The sequence below is a fragment of the Escherichia sp. MAL-1 genome (assembly GCF_052948035.1).
This window is the reverse complement of sequence record NZ_CM129609.1, coordinates 4,893,735-4,910,134: the sequence shown is the minus strand read 5'-3', so window position 1 is coordinate 4,910,134 and position 16,400 is coordinate 4,893,735. Positions and strand designations below refer to the sequence as shown.

16 protein-coding genes are annotated in these 16,400 nt (G+C 51.5%); 1 reads left to right on the top strand and 15 read right to left on the bottom strand.

From position 1 onward, the window contains the following. Positions 1-87: 87 nt before the first annotated feature. The 15 genes from glmS to asnC all read right to left on the bottom strand — a co-directional run bounded on the left by glmS (position 88) and on the right by asnC (position 15,252). On the bottom strand, positions 88-1,917 hold the full coding sequence (gene glmS / locus ACU8XX_RS24430) for a glutamine--fructose-6-phosphate transaminase (isomerizing) (RefSeq protein WP_000334099.1): 1,830 nt from the start codon (positions 1,915-1,917) through the stop codon (positions 88-90). A 161-nt stretch (positions 1,918-2,078) separates the two neighbouring features. After that, the gene (gene glmU, locus ACU8XX_RS24425; RefSeq protein ID WP_000933736.1) at positions 2,079-3,449 is read right to left on the bottom strand and encodes a bifunctional UDP-N-acetylglucosamine diphosphorylase/glucosamine-1-phosphate N-acetyltransferase GlmU; all 1,371 of its coding nucleotides are present in this window, start codon (positions 3,447-3,449) and stop codon (positions 2,079-2,081) included. Positions 3,450-3,801: 352 nt separating this feature from the next. Beyond that, the gene (locus ACU8XX_RS24420; RefSeq protein WP_001251965.1) at positions 3,802-4,221 is read right to left on the bottom strand and encodes a F0F1 ATP synthase subunit epsilon; all 420 of its coding nucleotides are present in this window, start codon (positions 4,219-4,221) and stop codon (positions 3,802-3,804) included. Between the two features lie 20 nt (positions 4,222-4,241). Next, the gene (gene atpD, locus ACU8XX_RS24415) at positions 4,242-5,624 is read right to left on the bottom strand and encodes a F0F1 ATP synthase subunit beta (protein WP_000190506.1); all 1,383 of its coding nucleotides are present in this window, start codon (positions 5,622-5,624) and stop codon (positions 4,242-4,244) included. 26 nt (positions 5,625-5,650) lie between these two features. Continuing rightward, a complete protein-coding gene (gene atpG, locus ACU8XX_RS24410; protein ID WP_000896498.1) occupies positions 5,651-6,514 on the bottom strand; it encodes a F0F1 ATP synthase subunit gamma in 864 nt (287 codons plus the stop codon). Between the two features lie 50 nt (positions 6,515-6,564). After that, on the bottom strand, positions 6,565-8,106 hold the full coding sequence (atpA, locus tag ACU8XX_RS24405) for a F0F1 ATP synthase subunit alpha (protein ID WP_001176745.1): 1,542 nt from the start codon (positions 8,104-8,106) through the stop codon (positions 6,565-6,567). 12 nt (positions 8,107-8,118) lie between these two features. Then, a complete protein-coding gene (gene atpH / locus ACU8XX_RS24400; protein ID WP_001288587.1) occupies positions 8,119-8,652 on the bottom strand; it encodes a F0F1 ATP synthase subunit delta in 534 nt (177 codons plus the stop codon). A 14-nt stretch (positions 8,653-8,666) separates the two neighbouring features. Continuing rightward, entirely contained in the window at positions 8,667-9,137 is a 471-nt protein-coding gene (atpF, locus tag ACU8XX_RS24395) for a F0F1 ATP synthase subunit B (RefSeq protein ID WP_001052219.1), read from the bottom strand. Between the two features lie 61 nt (positions 9,138-9,198). After that, positions 9,199-9,438, bottom strand: coding sequence for a F0F1 ATP synthase subunit C (gene atpE, locus ACU8XX_RS24390; RefSeq protein WP_000429386.1), 240 nt, complete (start codon positions 9,436-9,438; stop codon positions 9,199-9,201). A 46-nt stretch (positions 9,439-9,484) separates the two neighbouring features. Beyond that, on the bottom strand, positions 9,485-10,300 hold the full coding sequence (gene atpB, locus ACU8XX_RS24385; RefSeq protein ID WP_000135625.1) for a F0F1 ATP synthase subunit A: 816 nt from the start codon (positions 10,298-10,300) through the stop codon (positions 9,485-9,487). 8 nt (positions 10,301-10,308) lie between these two features. After that, positions 10,309-10,689: a F0F1 ATP synthase subunit I gene (atpI, locus tag ACU8XX_RS24380; RefSeq protein ID WP_000116695.1), complete on the bottom strand. Its 381-nt coding sequence runs from the start codon at positions 10,687-10,689 to the stop codon at positions 10,309-10,311. 616 nt (positions 10,690-11,305) lie between these two features. Beyond that, the gene (gene rsmG, locus ACU8XX_RS24375; RefSeq protein WP_000932839.1) at positions 11,306-11,929 is read right to left on the bottom strand and encodes a 16S rRNA (guanine(527)-N(7))-methyltransferase RsmG; all 624 of its coding nucleotides are present in this window, start codon (positions 11,927-11,929) and stop codon (positions 11,306-11,308) included. Positions 11,930-11,992: 63 nt separating this feature from the next. Continuing rightward, complete coding sequence (mnmG, locus tag ACU8XX_RS24370) at positions 11,993-13,882, bottom strand: tRNA uridine-5-carboxymethylaminomethyl(34) synthesis enzyme MnmG (RefSeq protein ID WP_016241724.1); 1,890 nt, start codon at positions 13,880-13,882, stop codon at positions 11,993-11,995. A gap of 378 nt (positions 13,883-14,260) precedes the next feature. Beyond that, complete coding sequence (gene mioC / locus ACU8XX_RS24365; RefSeq protein ID WP_112034121.1) at positions 14,261-14,704, bottom strand: FMN-binding protein MioC; 444 nt, start codon at positions 14,702-14,704, stop codon at positions 14,261-14,263. 89 nt (positions 14,705-14,793) lie between these two features. Next, positions 14,794-15,252 (bottom strand): transcriptional regulator AsnC, encoded by a 459-nt coding sequence (gene asnC / locus ACU8XX_RS24360; RefSeq protein WP_000432970.1) that lies wholly within the window; start codon positions 15,250-15,252, stop codon positions 14,794-14,796. Positions 15,253-15,403: 151 nt separating this feature from the next. Between asnC and asnA the strand changes: the two genes are divergently transcribed. After that, positions 15,404-16,396: an aspartate--ammonia ligase gene (gene asnA, locus ACU8XX_RS24355; protein ID WP_000845106.1), complete on the top strand. Its 993-nt coding sequence runs from the start codon at positions 15,404-15,406 to the stop codon at positions 16,394-16,396. Positions 16,397-16,400 lie beyond the last annotated feature (4 nt).

Genomic DNA, 16,400 nt, shown 5'->3' with positions numbered 1-16,400 from the left:
GACGGTTTGTCACATGGAGTTGGCAGGATGTTTGATTAAAAACATAACAGGAAGAAAAATGCCCCGCTTACGCAGGGCATCCATTTATTACTCAACCGTAACCGATTTTGCCAGGTTACGCGGCTGGTCAACGTCGGTACCTTTGATCAGCGCGACGTGATAAGCCAGTAGCTGCAGCGGAACGGTGTAGAAGATTGGTGCAATCACCTCTTCCACATGCGGCATCTCGATGATGTGCATGTTATCGCTACTTACAAAACCCGCATCCTGATCGGCGAAGACATACAACTGACCGCCACGCGCGCGAACTTCTTCAATATTGGATTTTAGTTTTTCCAGCAATTCGTTGTTCGGTGCAACGACGATAACCGGCATATCGGCATCAATCAGCGCCAGCGGACCGTGTTTCAGTTCACCTGCAGCGTAGGCTTCAGCGTGAATGTAAGAGATCTCTTTCAGCTTCAATGCGCCTTCCAGCGCGATTGGGTACTGATCGCCACGGCCCAGGAACAGCGCGTGATGTTTGTCAGAGAAATCTTCTGCCAGAGCTTCAATGCGTTTGTCCTGAGACAGCATCTGCTCAATACGGCTCGGCAACGCCTGCAGACCATGCACAATGTCATGTTCAATGGAGGCATCCAGACCTTTCAGGCGAGACAGCTTCGCCACCAGCATCAACAGCACAGTTAACTGAGTGGTGAATGCTTTAGTGGATGCCACGCCGATTTCTGTACCCGCGTTGGTCATTAGCGCCAGATCGGATTCGCGCACCAGAGAAGAACCCGGAACGTTACAGATTGCCAGTGAACCAAGGTAACCCAGCTCTTTCGACAGACGCAGGCCAGCCAGGGTATCCGCGGTTTCGCCAGACTGTGACAAGGTGATCATCAGGCTGTTACGACGCACGGCAGATTTGCGATAGCGGAATTCAGAGGCGATTTCGACGTCGCACGGAATACCTGCTAGCGATTCAAACCAGTAGCGGGAAACCATACCGGAGTTATAAGAAGTACCACAGGCGAGGATCTGAATATGCTCAACCTTCGACAGCAGTTCGTCGGCGTTCGGTCCCAGCTCGCTTAAATCAACCTGACCGTGGCTGATGCGTCCGGTAAGGGTGTTTTTGATCGCGTTCGGCTGTTCGTAGATCTCTTTCTGCATGTAGTGACGGTAAATGCCTTTATCGCCCGCGTCATATTGCAGATTGGATTCGATATCCTGACGTTTTACTTCCGCGCCAGTTTTATCGAAGATGTTTACCGAACGGCGAGTGATTTCCGCAATATCGCCCTCTTCAAGGAAGATAAAGCGACGGGTCACCGGCAACAGCGCCAGCTGGTCAGAAGCGATAAAGTTTTCGCCCATCCCCAGGCCAATCACCAGCGGACTACCAGAACGTGCCGCCAGCAGGGTATCCGGGTGACGGGAGTCCATGATCACTGTACCGTACGCACCACGCAGCTGCGGGATAGCACGCAGAACGGCCTCACGCAGAGTCCCGCCTTGTTTCAGCTCCCAGTTCACCAGATGGGCAATCACTTCGGTGTCGGTTTCAGAAACGAAGGTATAGCCACGCGCTTTTAGCTCTTCACGCAGCGGTTCATGGTTTTCGATGATGCCGTTATGCACCACCACAATGTGTTCAGAAACATGCGGATGCGCATTCACTTCTGAAGGTTCACCGTGGGTCGCCCAGCGAGTGTGAGCAATACCAGTGCCGCCATGCAGAGGATGTTCTTCCGCTGCCTGTGCCAGCATCTGGACTTTACCGAGGCGACGCAGGCGGGTCATATGACCTTCTGCATCAACAACGGCCAGACCGGCAGAGTCATATCCGCGGTATTCCAGACGACGTAAACCTTCAAGAAGGATTTCTGCTACATCACGTTGCGCGATCGCGCCAACAATTCCACACATAGTTTTTGATTCCGATTTATATCGTTGTCGGTCAACCTGTATGCCCGTTTTTTCGGGCGCCCCGAGCCTTGTAGAGAGTGGGGTTATTTTTATAGTTACTGCTTGTGGGAGGGAGATTATGTTATCTCCTCATCCCATGTGACCGGGTTAGCCGGCCAGAATCACTTTTTCTTTACCGGACGACGCCAGCCTTCTTTCTGAGTCTGCGGCACACGGCTGATAGCTAATGCATTTTCGCCGACATTACGCGTCACAGTTGTACCCGCAGCAATGGTCGCGCCTTTGCCTACTGTTACCGGGGCCACCAGCTGAGTGTCGGAACCAACAAACACATCGTCGCCGATAATGGTCTTAAATTTATTCGCACCATCGTAGTTGCAGGTAATGGTTCCCGCGCCGATGTTAACGTTATCGCCAATTTCCGCATCGCCCAGGTAAGTCAGATGACCAGCTTTCGAGCCTTTACCCAGACGCGCTTTTTTCATCTCAACGAAGTTACCGACGTGAGCACCTTCCAGCAACTCAGCACCAGGACGCAAACGGGCAAACGGGCCAATGGTACAGGCCGCTGCCAGATTCGCATCTTCCACAACGGTATACGGACTGATTTCGCAATCATCGCCAATCACGCTGTTTTTAATCACGCAACCGGTGCCAATTTTCACGCGATGACCGAGAGTCACGTTGCCCTCGATGATAACGTTAGTATCAATTTCAACATCGCGCCCGTGAGTTAGCGTACCACGCAGATCAAAACGCGCTGGATCGCGCAGCATAACGCCTGCTAACAGCAGTTTTTCAGCCTGTTCGGACTGATAAACACGCTCCAGACGGGAGAGTTGCAGGCGGTTATTCACGCCTTCTACTTCGCTTAAACGTTGCGGATGAACGGCGACGATTTCACGCCCTTCCTGATACGCCAGCGCAATAATGTCGGTGATGTAGTATTCGCCCTGAGCATTATTGTTGGTCAGCTTCGCCAGCCAGCGTTTCATATCTGCGCCGTTGGCAATCAGAATGCCGGTGTTGATCTCCTGAATCTGACGCTGCTCGTCGGTGGCATCTTTGTGCTCAACAATGCCGGTAACTTTGCCGTTTTCACGGGTGATACGTCCATAACCGGTCGGATCATCCAGTTTCACCGTCAGCAGACCAATGCCACCCTGCGGTTTAGCATCACGCAGACGCTGGAGTGTTTCGACAGAGATCAGCGGCACGTCGCCGTAGAGCATTAAAATGTCTTCATCATCGGCAAAGAAAGGTGCGGCCTGCTGCATTGCATGACCCGTACCCAGCTGCTCTGCCTGAAGCACCCAGTTAAGGTTGTCGTCTTTCAGCGCCTGTTTTAGCAGATCGCCGCCGTGACCGTACACCAGGTGAACGTGCGCTGCGCCTAATTCATTCGCAGCATCAATGACATGCTGAACCATCGCTTTCCCGGCAAGGGTATGCAGCACTTTCGGAAGATCGGAATACATGCGCGTGCCTTTGCCTGCGGCAAGGATCACTACGCTCATAGCATTATTCAACATACGCGTCCTGACTGTAATTTAAGAACGAATTTAAACCGCTTCACCTTGAAAAAACTACATTTTTTTCATCGTGAAATGGACAGAGGATAAATTGTTCAATAACGGATTATCCCCGCTGACGAAAGCGCCATTTTCGACCATCGTCACGCCTTTTGTCTGCAGAAAATTAAGGCAGTACCTTAATTTAAGCGTCAGGTGGATGTTTTTGCTCTTATTTCGATCAATGAATAAACAGGAAAACAGGGGGGTTTTATATCAGCAGGATCTATGTGAACGCTATTCAGGACGGGTCACACGCGCAAAAAAAAGCCAGCCTGTTTCCAGACTGGCTTTTGTGCTTTTCAAGCCGGTGTTACATCGCTTTTTTGGTCAACTCGATAACGCGCAGCTGCGCGATCGCTTTGGCCAGTTCCGCAGACGCCTGAGCGTAATCTACGTCGCCGTGAGAGCTGCTAATGTGCTCTTCAGCCTTACGTTTCGCTTCCATGGCTCGCGCTTCGTCGAGATCCTGGCCGCGAATTGCGGTGTCGGCCAGAACGGTCACGTTGCCAGGCTGCACTTCAAGAATGCCGCCAGACAGATAGATAAACTCTTCGTGACCGTGCTGTTTCACGATGCGAATCATACCAGGCTTAATGGCGGTGAGCAGCGGTGCGTGGCCAGGGTAGATCCCCAGTTCACCTTCGCTACCCGTTACCTGGATTTTCTCGACCAGACCAGAGAACATTTGTTGCTCTGCGCTGACGACGTCCAGGTGGTAAGTCATTGCCATATCACCCTCCGATTAAGGCGTTAAAGTTTTTTGGCTTTTTCCACAGCTTCTTCGATGGAACCGACCATGTAGAACGCCTGCTCCGGCAGGTGATCGTATTCGCCTTCCATGATGCCTTTAAAGCCACGGATGGTGTCTTTCAGGGAGACGTATTTACCCGGAGAACCGGTGAATACTTCTGCCACGAAGAACGGCTGGGACAGGAAGCGCTGGATCTTACGAGCACGCGCTACCACCAGTTTGTCTTCTTCAGACAGTTCATCCATACCCAGGATGGCGATGATGTCTTTCAGTTCCTGATAACGTTGCAGGATGGACTGAACGCCACGCGCGGTGTCGTAGTGTTCCTGACCAACCACCAGCGGGTCCAGCTGACGGCTGGTGGAGTCCAGCGGGTCAACGGCCGGGTAGATACCCAGAGACGCGATCTGACGGCTCAGTACCACGGTTGCGTCAAGGTGCGCAAAGGTGGTTGCCGGAGACGGGTCAGTCAAGTCATCCGCAGGTACGTATACTGCCTGTACGGAGGTGATAGAACCAGTTTTGGTGGAGGTGATACGTTCCTGCAGAACGCCCATCTCTTCCGCCAGGGTCGGCTGATAACCTACCGCTGAAGGCATACGGCCCAGTAGTGCGGATACTTCCGTACCGGCCAGGGTGTAACGATAGATGTTGTCAACGAACAGCAGAACGTCACGACCTTCGTCACGGAATTTCTCAGCCATGGTCAGACCGGTCAGAGCAACGCGCAGACGGTTTCCCGGCGGCTCGTTCATCTGGCCATACACCAGGGATACTTTGTCGATAACGTTGGAGTCGGTCATTTCGTGGTAGAAGTCGTTACCCTCACGAGTACGTTCACCTACGCCCGCAAACACAGAGTAACCGGAGTGCTCGATCGCGATGTTACGAATGAGCTCCATCATGTTTACGGTTTTACCTACACCCGCACCACCGAACAGACCAACTTTACCGCCCTTAGCGAACGGACACATCAGGTCGATAACTTTGATACCGGTTTCCAGCAGTTCCTGAGAGTTTGACAGCTCTTCGTAGGAAGGTGCTGCGCGGTGAATCGCCCAACGCTCTTCTTCACCGATCTCGCCTTTCATGTCGACCGGTTCACCCAGTACGTTCATGATACGGCCCAGAGTCGCTTTACCTACCGGGACTTCAATCGGGTGTTCGAGGTCTTTTACATCCAGACCGCGACGCAGACCGTCGGAGGAACCCATTGCGATGGTACGTACGATACCGCCGCCGAGCTGCTGCTGAACTTCCAGCACCAGACGCTCATTACCATTTTGCACCTCAAGAGCATCGTACACGCGCGGTACGGCATCCTGAGGGAATTCGACGTCAACTACGGCGCCGATTACCTGGACAATCTTTCCAGTAGCCATCTTAAATCCTCTACGAAATAACCTGTTTAAACCGCGGCGGCCCCCGAGACGATCTCGGTGAGTTCCTGAGTAATGCTGGCCTGACGAGCTTTGTTGTATACCAACTGCAGCTCTTTAATCAGGCTGCCGCCATTGTCGGTCGCGGCTTTCATCGCCACCATACGGGCGGCCTGCTCGCTGGCCAGGTTTTCAACCACGCCCTGATAAACCTGAGATTCGACATAACGACGCAGCAGGGTATCCAGCAACGCCTTCGGATCGGGTTCGTACAGGTAATCCCAGGATTTATGTTTCAGATCATCATCATCTGATGCCGGTAACGGCAGCAGCTGGCTGATGGTCGGAACCTGAGACATGGTGTTAATAAATTTGTTGCTGACAATGTAAAGCTTGTCCAGACGGCCTTCGTCGTAGGCCTGCAACATCACTTTTACCGGACCGATCAGTTCGGACAGGGAAGGGTTATCCCCCATGCCGGTGACCTGGGCAACAACATTGCCGCCCACGGAGTTGAAGAACGACACGCCTTTCGAGCCGATCATTGCGAGGTCGCATTGAACGCCTTTGTCGGTCCAGGTCTTCATTTCCGCCAGCAGTTTTTTGAACAGGTTAATGTTCAAACCACCGCACAAACCACGGTCGGTCGACACCACCAGGTAGCCCACGCGTTTAACGTCGCGGTCTTCCAGGTAAGGGTGCTTATATTCCAGATTACCGTGTGCAAGGTGACCAATCACTTTGCGCATGGTTTCTGCATAAGGACGGCTGGCCGCCATGCGATCCTGCGATTTACGCATTTTGGAAGCGGCGACCATCTCCATCGCTTTAGTGATCTTTTGCGTGTTCTGGACGCTTGCGATCTTACTACGTATCTCTTTTGCGCCGGCCATGAGCTTCTCCTCAATGCCTTGCGGCCTGCCCTAAGGCAAGCCGCCAGACGTTACCAGGATTGGGTTGCTTTGAAGGAATCGAGGATGCCTTTCAGCTTGCCTTCGATTTCGTCGTTGTAGCCACCGGTCTGGTTGATCTCTTGCATCAACGGAGCGTGATCACGGTCGACGTAAGCCAGCAGAGCGGCTTCGAAGCTGCCAATTTTCGACAGTTCAACATCCGCCAGGTAACCACGTTCTGCTGCGAACAGAACCAGAGACTGCTGCGCAACGGACATCGGCGCATACTGTTTCTGTTTCAGCAGTTCGGTCACTTTCTGACCGTGGTCAAGCTGCTTACGTGTTGCATCGTCAAGGTCGGATGCAAACTGAGAGAACGCTGCCAGTTCACGATACTGTGCCAGAGCGGTACGGATACCACCGGACAGTTTTTTCATGATCTTGGTCTGTGCTGCACCACCAACACGGGATACGGAAATACCCGGGTTAACCGCAGGACGAATACCGGCGTTGAACAGGTTGGTTTCCAGGAAGATCTGACCATCGGTAATGGAGATTACGTTGGTCGGAACGAACGCAGAAACGTCACCCGCCTGAGTTTCGATAATCGGCAGTGCGGTCAGAGAACCGGTTTTCCCTTTCACTTCACCTTTGGTGAAGGCTTCAACGTATTCGGCGTTAACACGTGCAGCACGCTCCAGCAGACGAGAGTGGAGGTAGAAAACGTCGCCCGGGAATGCTTCACGTCCTGGCGGACGACGGAGCAGCAGGGAGATCTGACGGTAAGCAACAGCCTGTTTAGACAGGTCATCGTAAATGATCAGCGCATCTTCACCGCGGTCACGGAAGTATTCGCCCATTGCGCAACCGGCATACGGTGCCAGGTATTGCAGTGCAGCGGATTCAGACGCGGTTGCTACCACAACGATGGTGTTAGCCAGTGCGCCGTGCTCTTCCAGTTTACGTACCACGTTAGAAATGGTGGACGCTTTCTGGCCGATAGCGACATAGATACATTTGATACCGGAATCGCGCTGGTTGATGATGGCATCGATAGCCAGTGCGGTTTTACCTGTCTGACGGTCACCGATGATCAATTCACGCTGACCACGACCGATTGGGATCATGGAGTCAACGGCTTTATAACCGGTCTGTACCGGCTGATCTACGGACTGACGTTCGATAACGCCCGGAGCGATTGCTTCTACAGCAGAGAAGCCGTCGTGATCCAGCGGACCTTTACCGTCGATTGGTGCACCCAGAGTGTTAACCACACGGCCCAGCAGGCCACGGCCAACCGGAACTTCCAGGATACGGCCAGTACACTTAACTTTCATGCCTTCGGCAAGGTCAGCGTACGGACCCATAACAACCGCACCTACAGAGTCGCGCTCGAGGTTCAGTGCGATAGCGTAACGGTTACCCGGCAGGGAGATCATTTCACCCTGCATACAATCGGCCAGGCCGTGAATGCGGATAACACCGTCACTTACAGAAACAATAGTACCTTCGTTGTGAGCTTCACTCACAACATTGAACTGAGCAATGCGCTGCTTGATCAGTTCGCTGATTTCGGTGGAATTCAGTTGCATGCTCCAGTCCCCTTAAGACTGCAAGACGTCTGCAAGGCGCTCAAGACGACCGCGTACGCTGCCATCAATGACCATATCACCCGCTCGGATGATAACGCCTGCCATTACAGACTTATCGATTTTGCAATTCAGCTTAACTTTGCGTGACAGACGTTTTTCCATCGCAGCAGAAATTTTCGCGAGCTGTTGTTCACTCAGTGCGGCAGCGGAAATGACGTCTACCTCAGCGGTAGCCTCACTCACGGCACGCAGGTGAATAAACTGCTCCAGAACATCCGGGAGCGCGTTAAGACGACCATTTTCAGCCATAACCCGAATCAGGTTCTGACCGTTTTCGTCCAGTTGCTCACCACAAACTGCGATAAACGACTCGGCGAGCGTTTCTGGCGCAAGCGCGCCAGAGAGAAGCTCTGCCATTTGTTCGTTTTTGGTTACCTCGGCGGCAAACGCCAGCATGTCCTGCCAGCGTTCTACACTTTGGTGTTCGACGGCAAAGTCAAAAGCTGCTTTGGCGTAGGGGCGAGCTACCGTAATAAATTCAGACATCAGCCCCTCCCTCCTTACAGTTCAGCGACAAGTTTATCCACGATGTCGCTGTTAGCAGCTTCATCCACGGAACGTTCGATGATCTTCTCGGCGCCAGCAACAGCCAGGATAGCAACTTGCTTACGCAGCTCTTCACGGGCACGTTTACGCTCGGCTTCAATTTCCGCCTGCGCCTGGGCCACGATTTTAGTACGTTCCTGTTCTGCCTCAGCTTTCGCTTCGTCCAGAATCTGCGAGCGGCGTTTGTTCGCCTGCTCGATGATTACCTGGGCTTCCGCTTTCGCTTTTTTCAGCTGGTCGGTCGCGCTGGCCTTTGCAAGGTCAAGGTCCTTATGTGCTCGTTCTGCGGAAGCAAGGCCGTCAGCAATTTCTTTTTGACGTTTTTCGATGGCTGCCATTAATGGCGGCCATACGTACTTCATGCAGAACAGAACGAACAGGACAAACGCGATGGCCTGGCCGAGGATTGTTGCGTTAAGATTCACAGCACAATGCCTCTATTTAGTTAACGTTCTGATATTGCTCTTTAAATAAAAGCAACGCTTACTACGCGACAGCGAACATCACGTACAGACCCAGACCTACAGCGATCATCGGGATAGCATCCACCAGACCCATAACGATAAAGAACTGAGTACGCAGCAGAGGAATCAGATCAGGTTGACGCGCTGCGCCTTCCAGGAATTTACCCCCGAGGATGCCGATACCGATCGCAGCACCGATTGCCGCCAGACCCATCATCACAGCGGCAGCCATGTACAGCAGATCCATATTCAGGTTTTCCATGACAGTCTCCAGTTTGTTTCAGTTAAAACGTAGTAGTGTTGGTAAATTAATGTTCTTCAGACGCCATCGACAGATAGACGATCGTCAGAACCATGAAGATGAAGGCTTGCAGCGTAATGATCAGGATGTGGAAAATGGCCCACGGCACATTCAGGATCCACTGTGACCACCACGGCAACAGACCAGCAATCAGAATGAAAATCAGCTCACCGGCATACATGTTACCGAACAGTCGCAAACCGAGTGAAACTGGTTTGGACAGCAGGCTTACCCCTTCAAGGATTAAGTTGACAGGAATGAACGCCCAGTGATTGAACGGCTGCAGCGTCAACTCTTTCGTGAAGCCGCCGATGCCTTTCATTTTGATGCTGTAGAACAGAATCAGGATAAATACGCCCAGTGCCATAGACAGCGTTACGTTCACGTCCGCAGACGGAACCACACGCAGTGCAGGCAGACCCAGTACATGTTCAGCAATGTACGGCAGCAGGTCGATAGGCAGTAAATCCATCAGGTTCATCAGGAATACCCAGACGAAGATCGTCAGGGCCAGCGGAGCAATCAGCTTGCTTTTGCCATGGTACATGTCTTTCACGCTACCATTAACAAAGCCGATCACCAGCTCAATCGCGGTCTGAAACTTACCTGGCACACCGCTGGTCGCCTTTTTGGCTACGCTACGGAATAAAACCAGGAACAACAGACCCAGCACCACCGAGAAGAACATGGAGTCAATATTGATTGTCCAGAAGGTGGCTGGGGGGTTTTGTGGATCCACCAGCGAGAATGTACGCAGGTCCAGCTGAAGGTTATTCAGGTGGTGTCCTATGTAATCCTGCGGCGTCATATTTTCTGAAGCCATGATGCCTTTTACCCTTTGTTGTTAATTACAGCCGGTGCCAGTATCTGAACCACCAGCACCAAAACCCACGTAACGATCAGCGGCAAGAATACCGCCTTTAAAACCGCCAACGCCACCACCAGTAACACCAACATCGCCAGAACTTTGAAAGCTTCGCCAAATGCGAATGTCCAGGCCACCCGGCCTTTCGCTGGTGTATGCGCCTGGTGACGCCAGGCAAATATCATAAACAAAACGTTAGGCAGAAAGACTGCCAGGCCCCCGCTTATTGCAGAGACGCCCCAGAAGGGGTCTTTGAGGCTGAACAGCAATCCACTTGCTATCACCACCAGTAACTGAACGAGCAGAAGCTTCCGAGCAACGTTTCGACTCACGAGCGACACAGACATCACGTTTTTCACTCCTGCTCCCTTCGAGGTATGCCGCGTGTCGTATAAAACTTTCTTTAAGGCTTAGAGTCAAGCATCAAAAAGCGGTCAAATTATACGGTGCGCCCCCGTGATTTCAAACAATAAGTAGCCAAAAGGTGAATAAATGTTTAAATATTTTTCCAGTGCATACAATTGCGACTTTTCTGCTAACCCTGTTCGATCATGAAAAACTGTAAATAACGCGTAAACACTGGTGATAAAGCGTGCTTCAGATCACATATTGCGCATGTTCGCGCACAGCATATTTATTTACTTGGCAAATGATGCCTTTGCAAGTTTATGATATTTCAGTCTAAAAACAGATACTGTTTTAATAAATGACATTTACACAACAAAAACCACCCATTGACATTTTTAATAATGTTTTAACAGCCAATGATGGTTCTTAGCGCCGATTTTTAGCAGACTGATATTTTCACTAATGACTTATTTTCTGCTTACCAAAAAAAGCCACGTTATCTTGTTGATGCAAAAGAGTGAACGTGGCGTTAAATGTAACCAGTTATATCAGTAGAAAACCTGGTTGTTGTTAACAGTCTAACCGGTCAATTTTTTATGATTTTTTTGATAAAAATTAAATTTTATTTGCTTTAATCACCACCAGATGACGTTCGCCATCCAGGGCTGGAACCTGAAGTTTAACCACTGATTCGACCTGATATTCTTCGGGCAACAAAGCGATTTCATCTTCCGGCATTTGCCCTTTCAGCGCGTAGAAACGGCCTTGCTCACCAGGAAGATGGTGGCACCAGCTCACCATATCGTTCAGAGAGGCAAAAGCGCGGCTAATTACGCCATCAAATGGCGGCTCTGAAGGAAACTCTTCTACCCTGCTCTGTACTGGTTCAATATTCTCCAGTTTAAGCTCATGTTGCACCTGACGAAGGAAACGCACGCGTTTACCAAGACTATCCAACAGAGTGAAATGGGCTTCAGGACGCACGATAGAGAGTGGAATGCCTGGCAGTCCTGGTCCGGTGCCGACATCGATAAACCGTTCACCTTGCAGATACGGTGCCACCACAATGCTATCGAGAATATGGCGTACCAGCATCTCATTAGGATCGCGGACCGAAGTCAGGTTGTACGCTTTGTTCCATTTATGCAGCATATTCACGTAGGCAATAAGCTGGTTTTTCTGGTGATCGGTAAGCGAAATACCTGCGTCTTTCAGCAGTAAGGAGAGTTTGTTGAGCACGGTGATTACCTGTTCTTGATGCGTTGCCTGGTAAGCGGGTGCTTACCAGGCATTTTTAATGTGTTATGCGCTACGACGCAGCATACCCTGTTTTTTCAGCCACACCAGCAGAATGGAGATGGCCGCAGGCGTGACGCCAGAAATACGTGAAGCCTGGCCGATAGAGGCCGGTTTGTGATCGTTAAGTTTGGCGATCACTTCGTTAGAAAGACCGGATACCTGGCGGTAATCCAGTGTCGCGGGTAGCAGGGTGTTCTCGTTACGCAGCTGCTTTTCGATCTCATCTTGCTGGCGCGCGATATAACCTTCGTATTTAACCTGAATCTCAACCTGTTCCGCCGCCTGTTCGTCTGTCAACGCAGGGGCAAACGGCGTCAGCGTGGTTAATTTTTCATAAGTCATTTCCGGACGACGCAGCAGATCTTCACCACTGGCTTCACGGGAAAGCGGCGCAGTCAGGTGAGCATTCACTTCGGCTGCAGCTTCCGCCGACGGGGTTACCCAGGTCGATTTCAGACGCTGACGCTCACGCTCGATATTCTCAAGTTTCTCGTTAAAGCGCGCCCAACGTTCGTCATCCACCAGGCCCAGTTCACGACCGATTTCAGTCAAACGCAGATCCGCATTATCTTCGCGCAGCATCAGACGATATTCTGCGCGCGAGGTAAACATACGATACGGTTCTTTGGTTCCTAAAGTGCACAGGTCATCAACCAGTACGCCGAGATACGCCTGAGAACGCGCCGGAGCCCAACCTTCTTTGTCAGCAGACAGACGGGCAGCGTTAAGACCGGCCAGTAAACCTTGCGCAGCGGCTTCTTCGTAACCGGTAGTGCCGTTAATCTGACCAGCAAAGAACAGCCCCTGGATAAACTTGCTCTCCAGCGTCGGTTTCAGGTCGCGAGGATCGAAGAAGTCATACTCAATGGCATAACCCGGACGCACGATCTTCGCGTTTTCCATCCCCTGCATAGAGCGGACGATTTGCATCTGCACATCGAACGGCAGGCTGGTGGAGATACCGTTCGGATAAATTTCGTTAGAGGTCAGTCCTTCCGGTTCAAGGAAGATCTGATGCTGATTTCTGTCGGCGAAGCGCATGACTTTGTCTTCGATCGACGGGCAGTAGCGTGGGCCGACACCTTCGATCACCCCTGCATACATTGGGCTACGATCGAGGTTACTGCGGATCACATCATGGGTTTTCTCGTTGGTATGAGTGATATAACACGGCACCTGCTGGGGATGCTGGGACGCATTGCCCATAAACGAGAATATCGGCATTGGGTTATCGCCATGCTGTTGCGCCAGCACGCTAAAGTCGATGGTTCGAGCATCAATACGCGGCGGAGTACCGGTTTTCAGACGACCAACGCGCAGCGGCAGTTCACGCAAACGGCGAGAGAGCGGAATGGATGGCGGATCACCAGCACGGCCACCGCTGTAATTATCCAGACCGATATGAATTTTGCCGTCGAGGAACGTCCCAACGGTGAGCACCACAGCTTTGGCACGGAACTTCAGTCCCATTTGGGTAACAGCACCGACCACGCGATCGTTTTCGACAATAAGATCTTCAACCGCCTGCTGGAAGATCATCAGGTTCGGTTGGTTCTCCAGCGCCGTACGTACCGCCTGACGGTAGAGCACACGATCCGCCTGAGCTCGGGTAGCGCGAACCGCCGGTCCTTTGCTTGCGTTTAGTATCCTAAACTGGATACCCGCTTGATCGATCGCTTTCGCCATCAGACCGCCGAGTGCATCCACTTCTTTTACCAGATGTCCCTTCCCAATACCGCCGATCGCCGGGTTGCAGCTCATCTGCCCCAGAGTGTCGATATTGTGTGTCAAAAGCAGAGTCTGTTGACCCATACGCGCCGCAGCCATCGCGGCCTCGGTGCCTGCATGACCCCCGCCAATGATGATGACGTCAAAAGGATCCGGATAAAACATGGTGATTGCCTCGCATAACGCGGTATGAAAATGGATTGAAGCCCGGGCCGTGGATTCTACTCAACTTTGTCGGCTTGAGAAAGACCTGGGATCCTGGGTATTAAAAAGAAGATCTATTTATTTAGAGATCTGTTCTATTGTGATCTCTTATTAGGATCGCACTGCCCTGTGGATAACAAGGATCCGACTTTTAAGATCAACAACCTGGAAAGGATCATTAACTGTGAATGATCGGTGATCCTGGACCGTATAAGCTGGGATCAGAATGAGGGGTTATACACAACTCAAAAACTGAACAACCGTTGTTCCTTGGATAACTACCGGTTGATCCAAGCTTCCTGACAGAGTTATCCACAGTAGATCGCACGATCTGTATACTCATTTGAGTAAATTAACCCACGATCCCAGCCATTCTTCTGCCGGATCTTCCGGAATGTCGTGATCAAGAATGTTGATCTTCAGTGTTTCGCCCGTCTGTTTTGCACCGGAATTTTTGAGTTCAGCCTCGAGTTTATCAATAGCCCCACAAAAGGTGTCATATTCACGACTACCAATACCGATTGCGCCAAAGTGGACCGCAGAAAGATCGGGCTTCTGTTCCTGCAATGTTTCATAGAAAGGAGAAAGGTTGTCCGGAATATCTCCGGCACCGTGGGTGGAGCTGATAACCAGCCAGATCCCCGAGACAGATAAATCTTCCAACAGCGGACCGTGCAGCGTTTCGGTGGTAAAACCCGCCTCTTCCAGCTTTTCAGCCAGGTGTTCTGCTACATATTCGGCACCGCCGAGGGTGCTGCCGCTGATAAGAGTGATATCTGCCATAAACCGCCACCTTTATTAAGAGTGGCGTATTGTACGCTGTGAACGCGTTGGGATCTACCTGTGGAAAAGTATGGGATTAAAAAAGCCGATTATGGCTTGATGGTACGCATGATCGGGTTTTGCAGGACGATCAATGTCTCGGTGGACTGAATTTCATCAATTGTTTGGATCTTGTTGATAAGTACATGCTGGAGAGCGTCGATCGAACGGCACATCACTTTTATAAAGATGCTGTAGTGGCCGGTTGTGTAATAGGCTTCAGTGACTTCATCAAGGCTTTCCAGCTTTGCCAGCGCGGAAGGGTAGTCTTTGGCGCTCTTTAATATAATGCCGATAAAGCAGCCTACGTCATAACCGAGCTGCTTCGGGCTGACATCAATACGCGCCCCGGTAATGATCCCCGCCTGCTTCATTTTCTCTACTCGAACGTGAATCGTCCCCGGACTGACGCCAAATTGTTTCGCCAGTTCGGCGTAAGCGGTGCGCGCATTGCCCATTAATGCTTCCAGGATGCCACGGTCCAGATTGTCGATCAGATAATTTTCCATAGGATTTTCTTATGCAGATTGATGATTCATTCTATTTTAGCCTTCTTTTTTAATGAATAAAAAGTGTGTTAGGCTTTTTATTGAATGATTATTGCATGTGTGTCGGTTTTTGTTGCTTAATCATAAGCAACAGGACGCAGGAGTATAAAAAATGAAAACCGCTTACATTGCCAAACAACGCCAAATTAGCTTCGTGAAATCTCACTTTTCTCGCCAACTGGAAGAACGTCTGGGGCTGATCGAAGTCCAGGCGCCGATTCTTAGCCGTGTGGGGGATGGCACGCAGGATAACTTGTCGGGCTGTGAAAAAGCGGTGCAGGTAAAAGTGAAAGCTCTGCCTGATGCCCAGTTCGAAGTGGTTCATTCACTGGCGAAGTGGAAACGTCAGACCTTAGGGCAACACGACTTCAGCGCGGGCGAAGGGCTGTACACGCACATGAAAGCCCTTCGCCCCGATGAAGACCGTCTTTCTCCGTTGCACTCGGTCTATGTTGACCAGTGGGACTGGGAACGCGTAATGGGCGACGGTGAGCGTCAATTCTCGACTCTGAAAAGCACGGTAGAGGCGATCTGGGCGGGAATTAAAGCAACCGAAGCTGCGGTTAGCGAAGAGTTTGGCCTGGCACCGTTCCTGCCGGATCAGATCCACTTCGTACACAGCCAGGAGTTACTGTCTCGTTATCCGGATCTCGATGCCAAAGGGCGTGAGCGGGCGATAGCGAAAGATCTTGGCGCGGTATTCCTTGTCGGGATTGGCGGCAAGCTGAGCGATGGTCATCGCCACGACGTGCGCGCACCGGATTATGATGACTGGAGCACCCCGTCAGAGCTGGGTCATGCGGGGCTGAACGGCGATATTCTGGTGTGGAACCCTGTACTGGAAGATGCGTTTGAGCTTTCTTCCATGGGGATCCGCGTGGATGCCGACACGTTGAAGCATCAGTTGGCGCTGACCGGTGATGAAGATCGTCTGCAGCTGGAATGGCATCAGGCGCTGCTGCGCGGTGAAATGCCGCAGACCATCGGCGGCGGTATCGGCCAGTCTCGTTTGACCATGCTGCTGCTGCAACTGCCGCATATCGGCCAGGTTCAGTGTGGTGTATGGCCAGCTGCTGTTCGCGAGAACGTCCCTTCTCTGCTGTAATAAT

What these genes read in the sequence shown, in the direction of transcription:
- glmS (WP_000334099.1), bottom strand. Translation starts at nt 1,917, where the DNA reads ATGTGTGGAATTGTTGGCGCGATCGCGCAACGTGATGTAGCAGAAATC.
- atpA (WP_001176745.1), bottom strand. Translation starts at nt 8,106, where the DNA reads ATGCAACTGAATTCCACCGAAATCAGCGAACTGATCAAGCAGCGCATT.
- ACU8XX_RS24420 (WP_001251965.1), bottom strand. Translation starts at nt 4,221, where the DNA reads ATGGCAATGACTTACCACCTGGACGTCGTCAGCGCAGAGCAACAAATG.
- mioC (WP_112034121.1), bottom strand. Translation starts at nt 14,704, where the DNA reads ATGGCAGATATCACTCTTATCAGCGGCAGCACCCTCGGCGGTGCCGAA.
- atpH (WP_001288587.1), bottom strand. Translation starts at nt 8,652, where the DNA reads ATGTCTGAATTTATTACGGTAGCTCGCCCCTACGCCAAAGCAGCTTTT.
- glmU (WP_000933736.1), bottom strand. Translation starts at nt 3,449, where the DNA reads ATGTTGAATAATGCTATGAGCGTAGTGATCCTTGCCGCAGGCAAAGGC.
- asnC (WP_000432970.1), bottom strand. Translation starts at nt 15,252, where the DNA reads ATGGAAAATTATCTGATCGACAATCTGGACCGTGGCATCCTGGAAGCA.
- asnA (WP_000845106.1), top strand. Translation starts at nt 15,404, where the DNA reads ATGAAAACCGCTTACATTGCCAAACAACGCCAAATTAGCTTCGTGAAA.
- mnmG (WP_016241724.1), bottom strand. Translation starts at nt 13,882, where the DNA reads ATGTTTTATCCGGATCCTTTTGACGTCATCATCATTGGCGGGGGTCAT.
- atpE (WP_000429386.1), bottom strand. Translation starts at nt 9,438, where the DNA reads ATGGAAAACCTGAATATGGATCTGCTGTACATGGCTGCCGCTGTGATG.
- atpG (WP_000896498.1), bottom strand. Translation starts at nt 6,514, where the DNA reads ATGGCCGGCGCAAAAGAGATACGTAGTAAGATCGCAAGCGTCCAGAAC.
- atpB (WP_000135625.1), bottom strand. Translation starts at nt 10,300, where the DNA reads ATGGCTTCAGAAAATATGACGCCGCAGGATTACATAGGACACCACCTG.
- atpD (WP_000190506.1), bottom strand. Translation starts at nt 5,624, where the DNA reads ATGGCTACTGGAAAGATTGTCCAGGTAATCGGCGCCGTAGTTGACGTC.
- atpI (WP_000116695.1), bottom strand. Translation starts at nt 10,689, where the DNA reads ATGTCTGTGTCGCTCGTGAGTCGAAACGTTGCTCGGAAGCTTCTGCTC.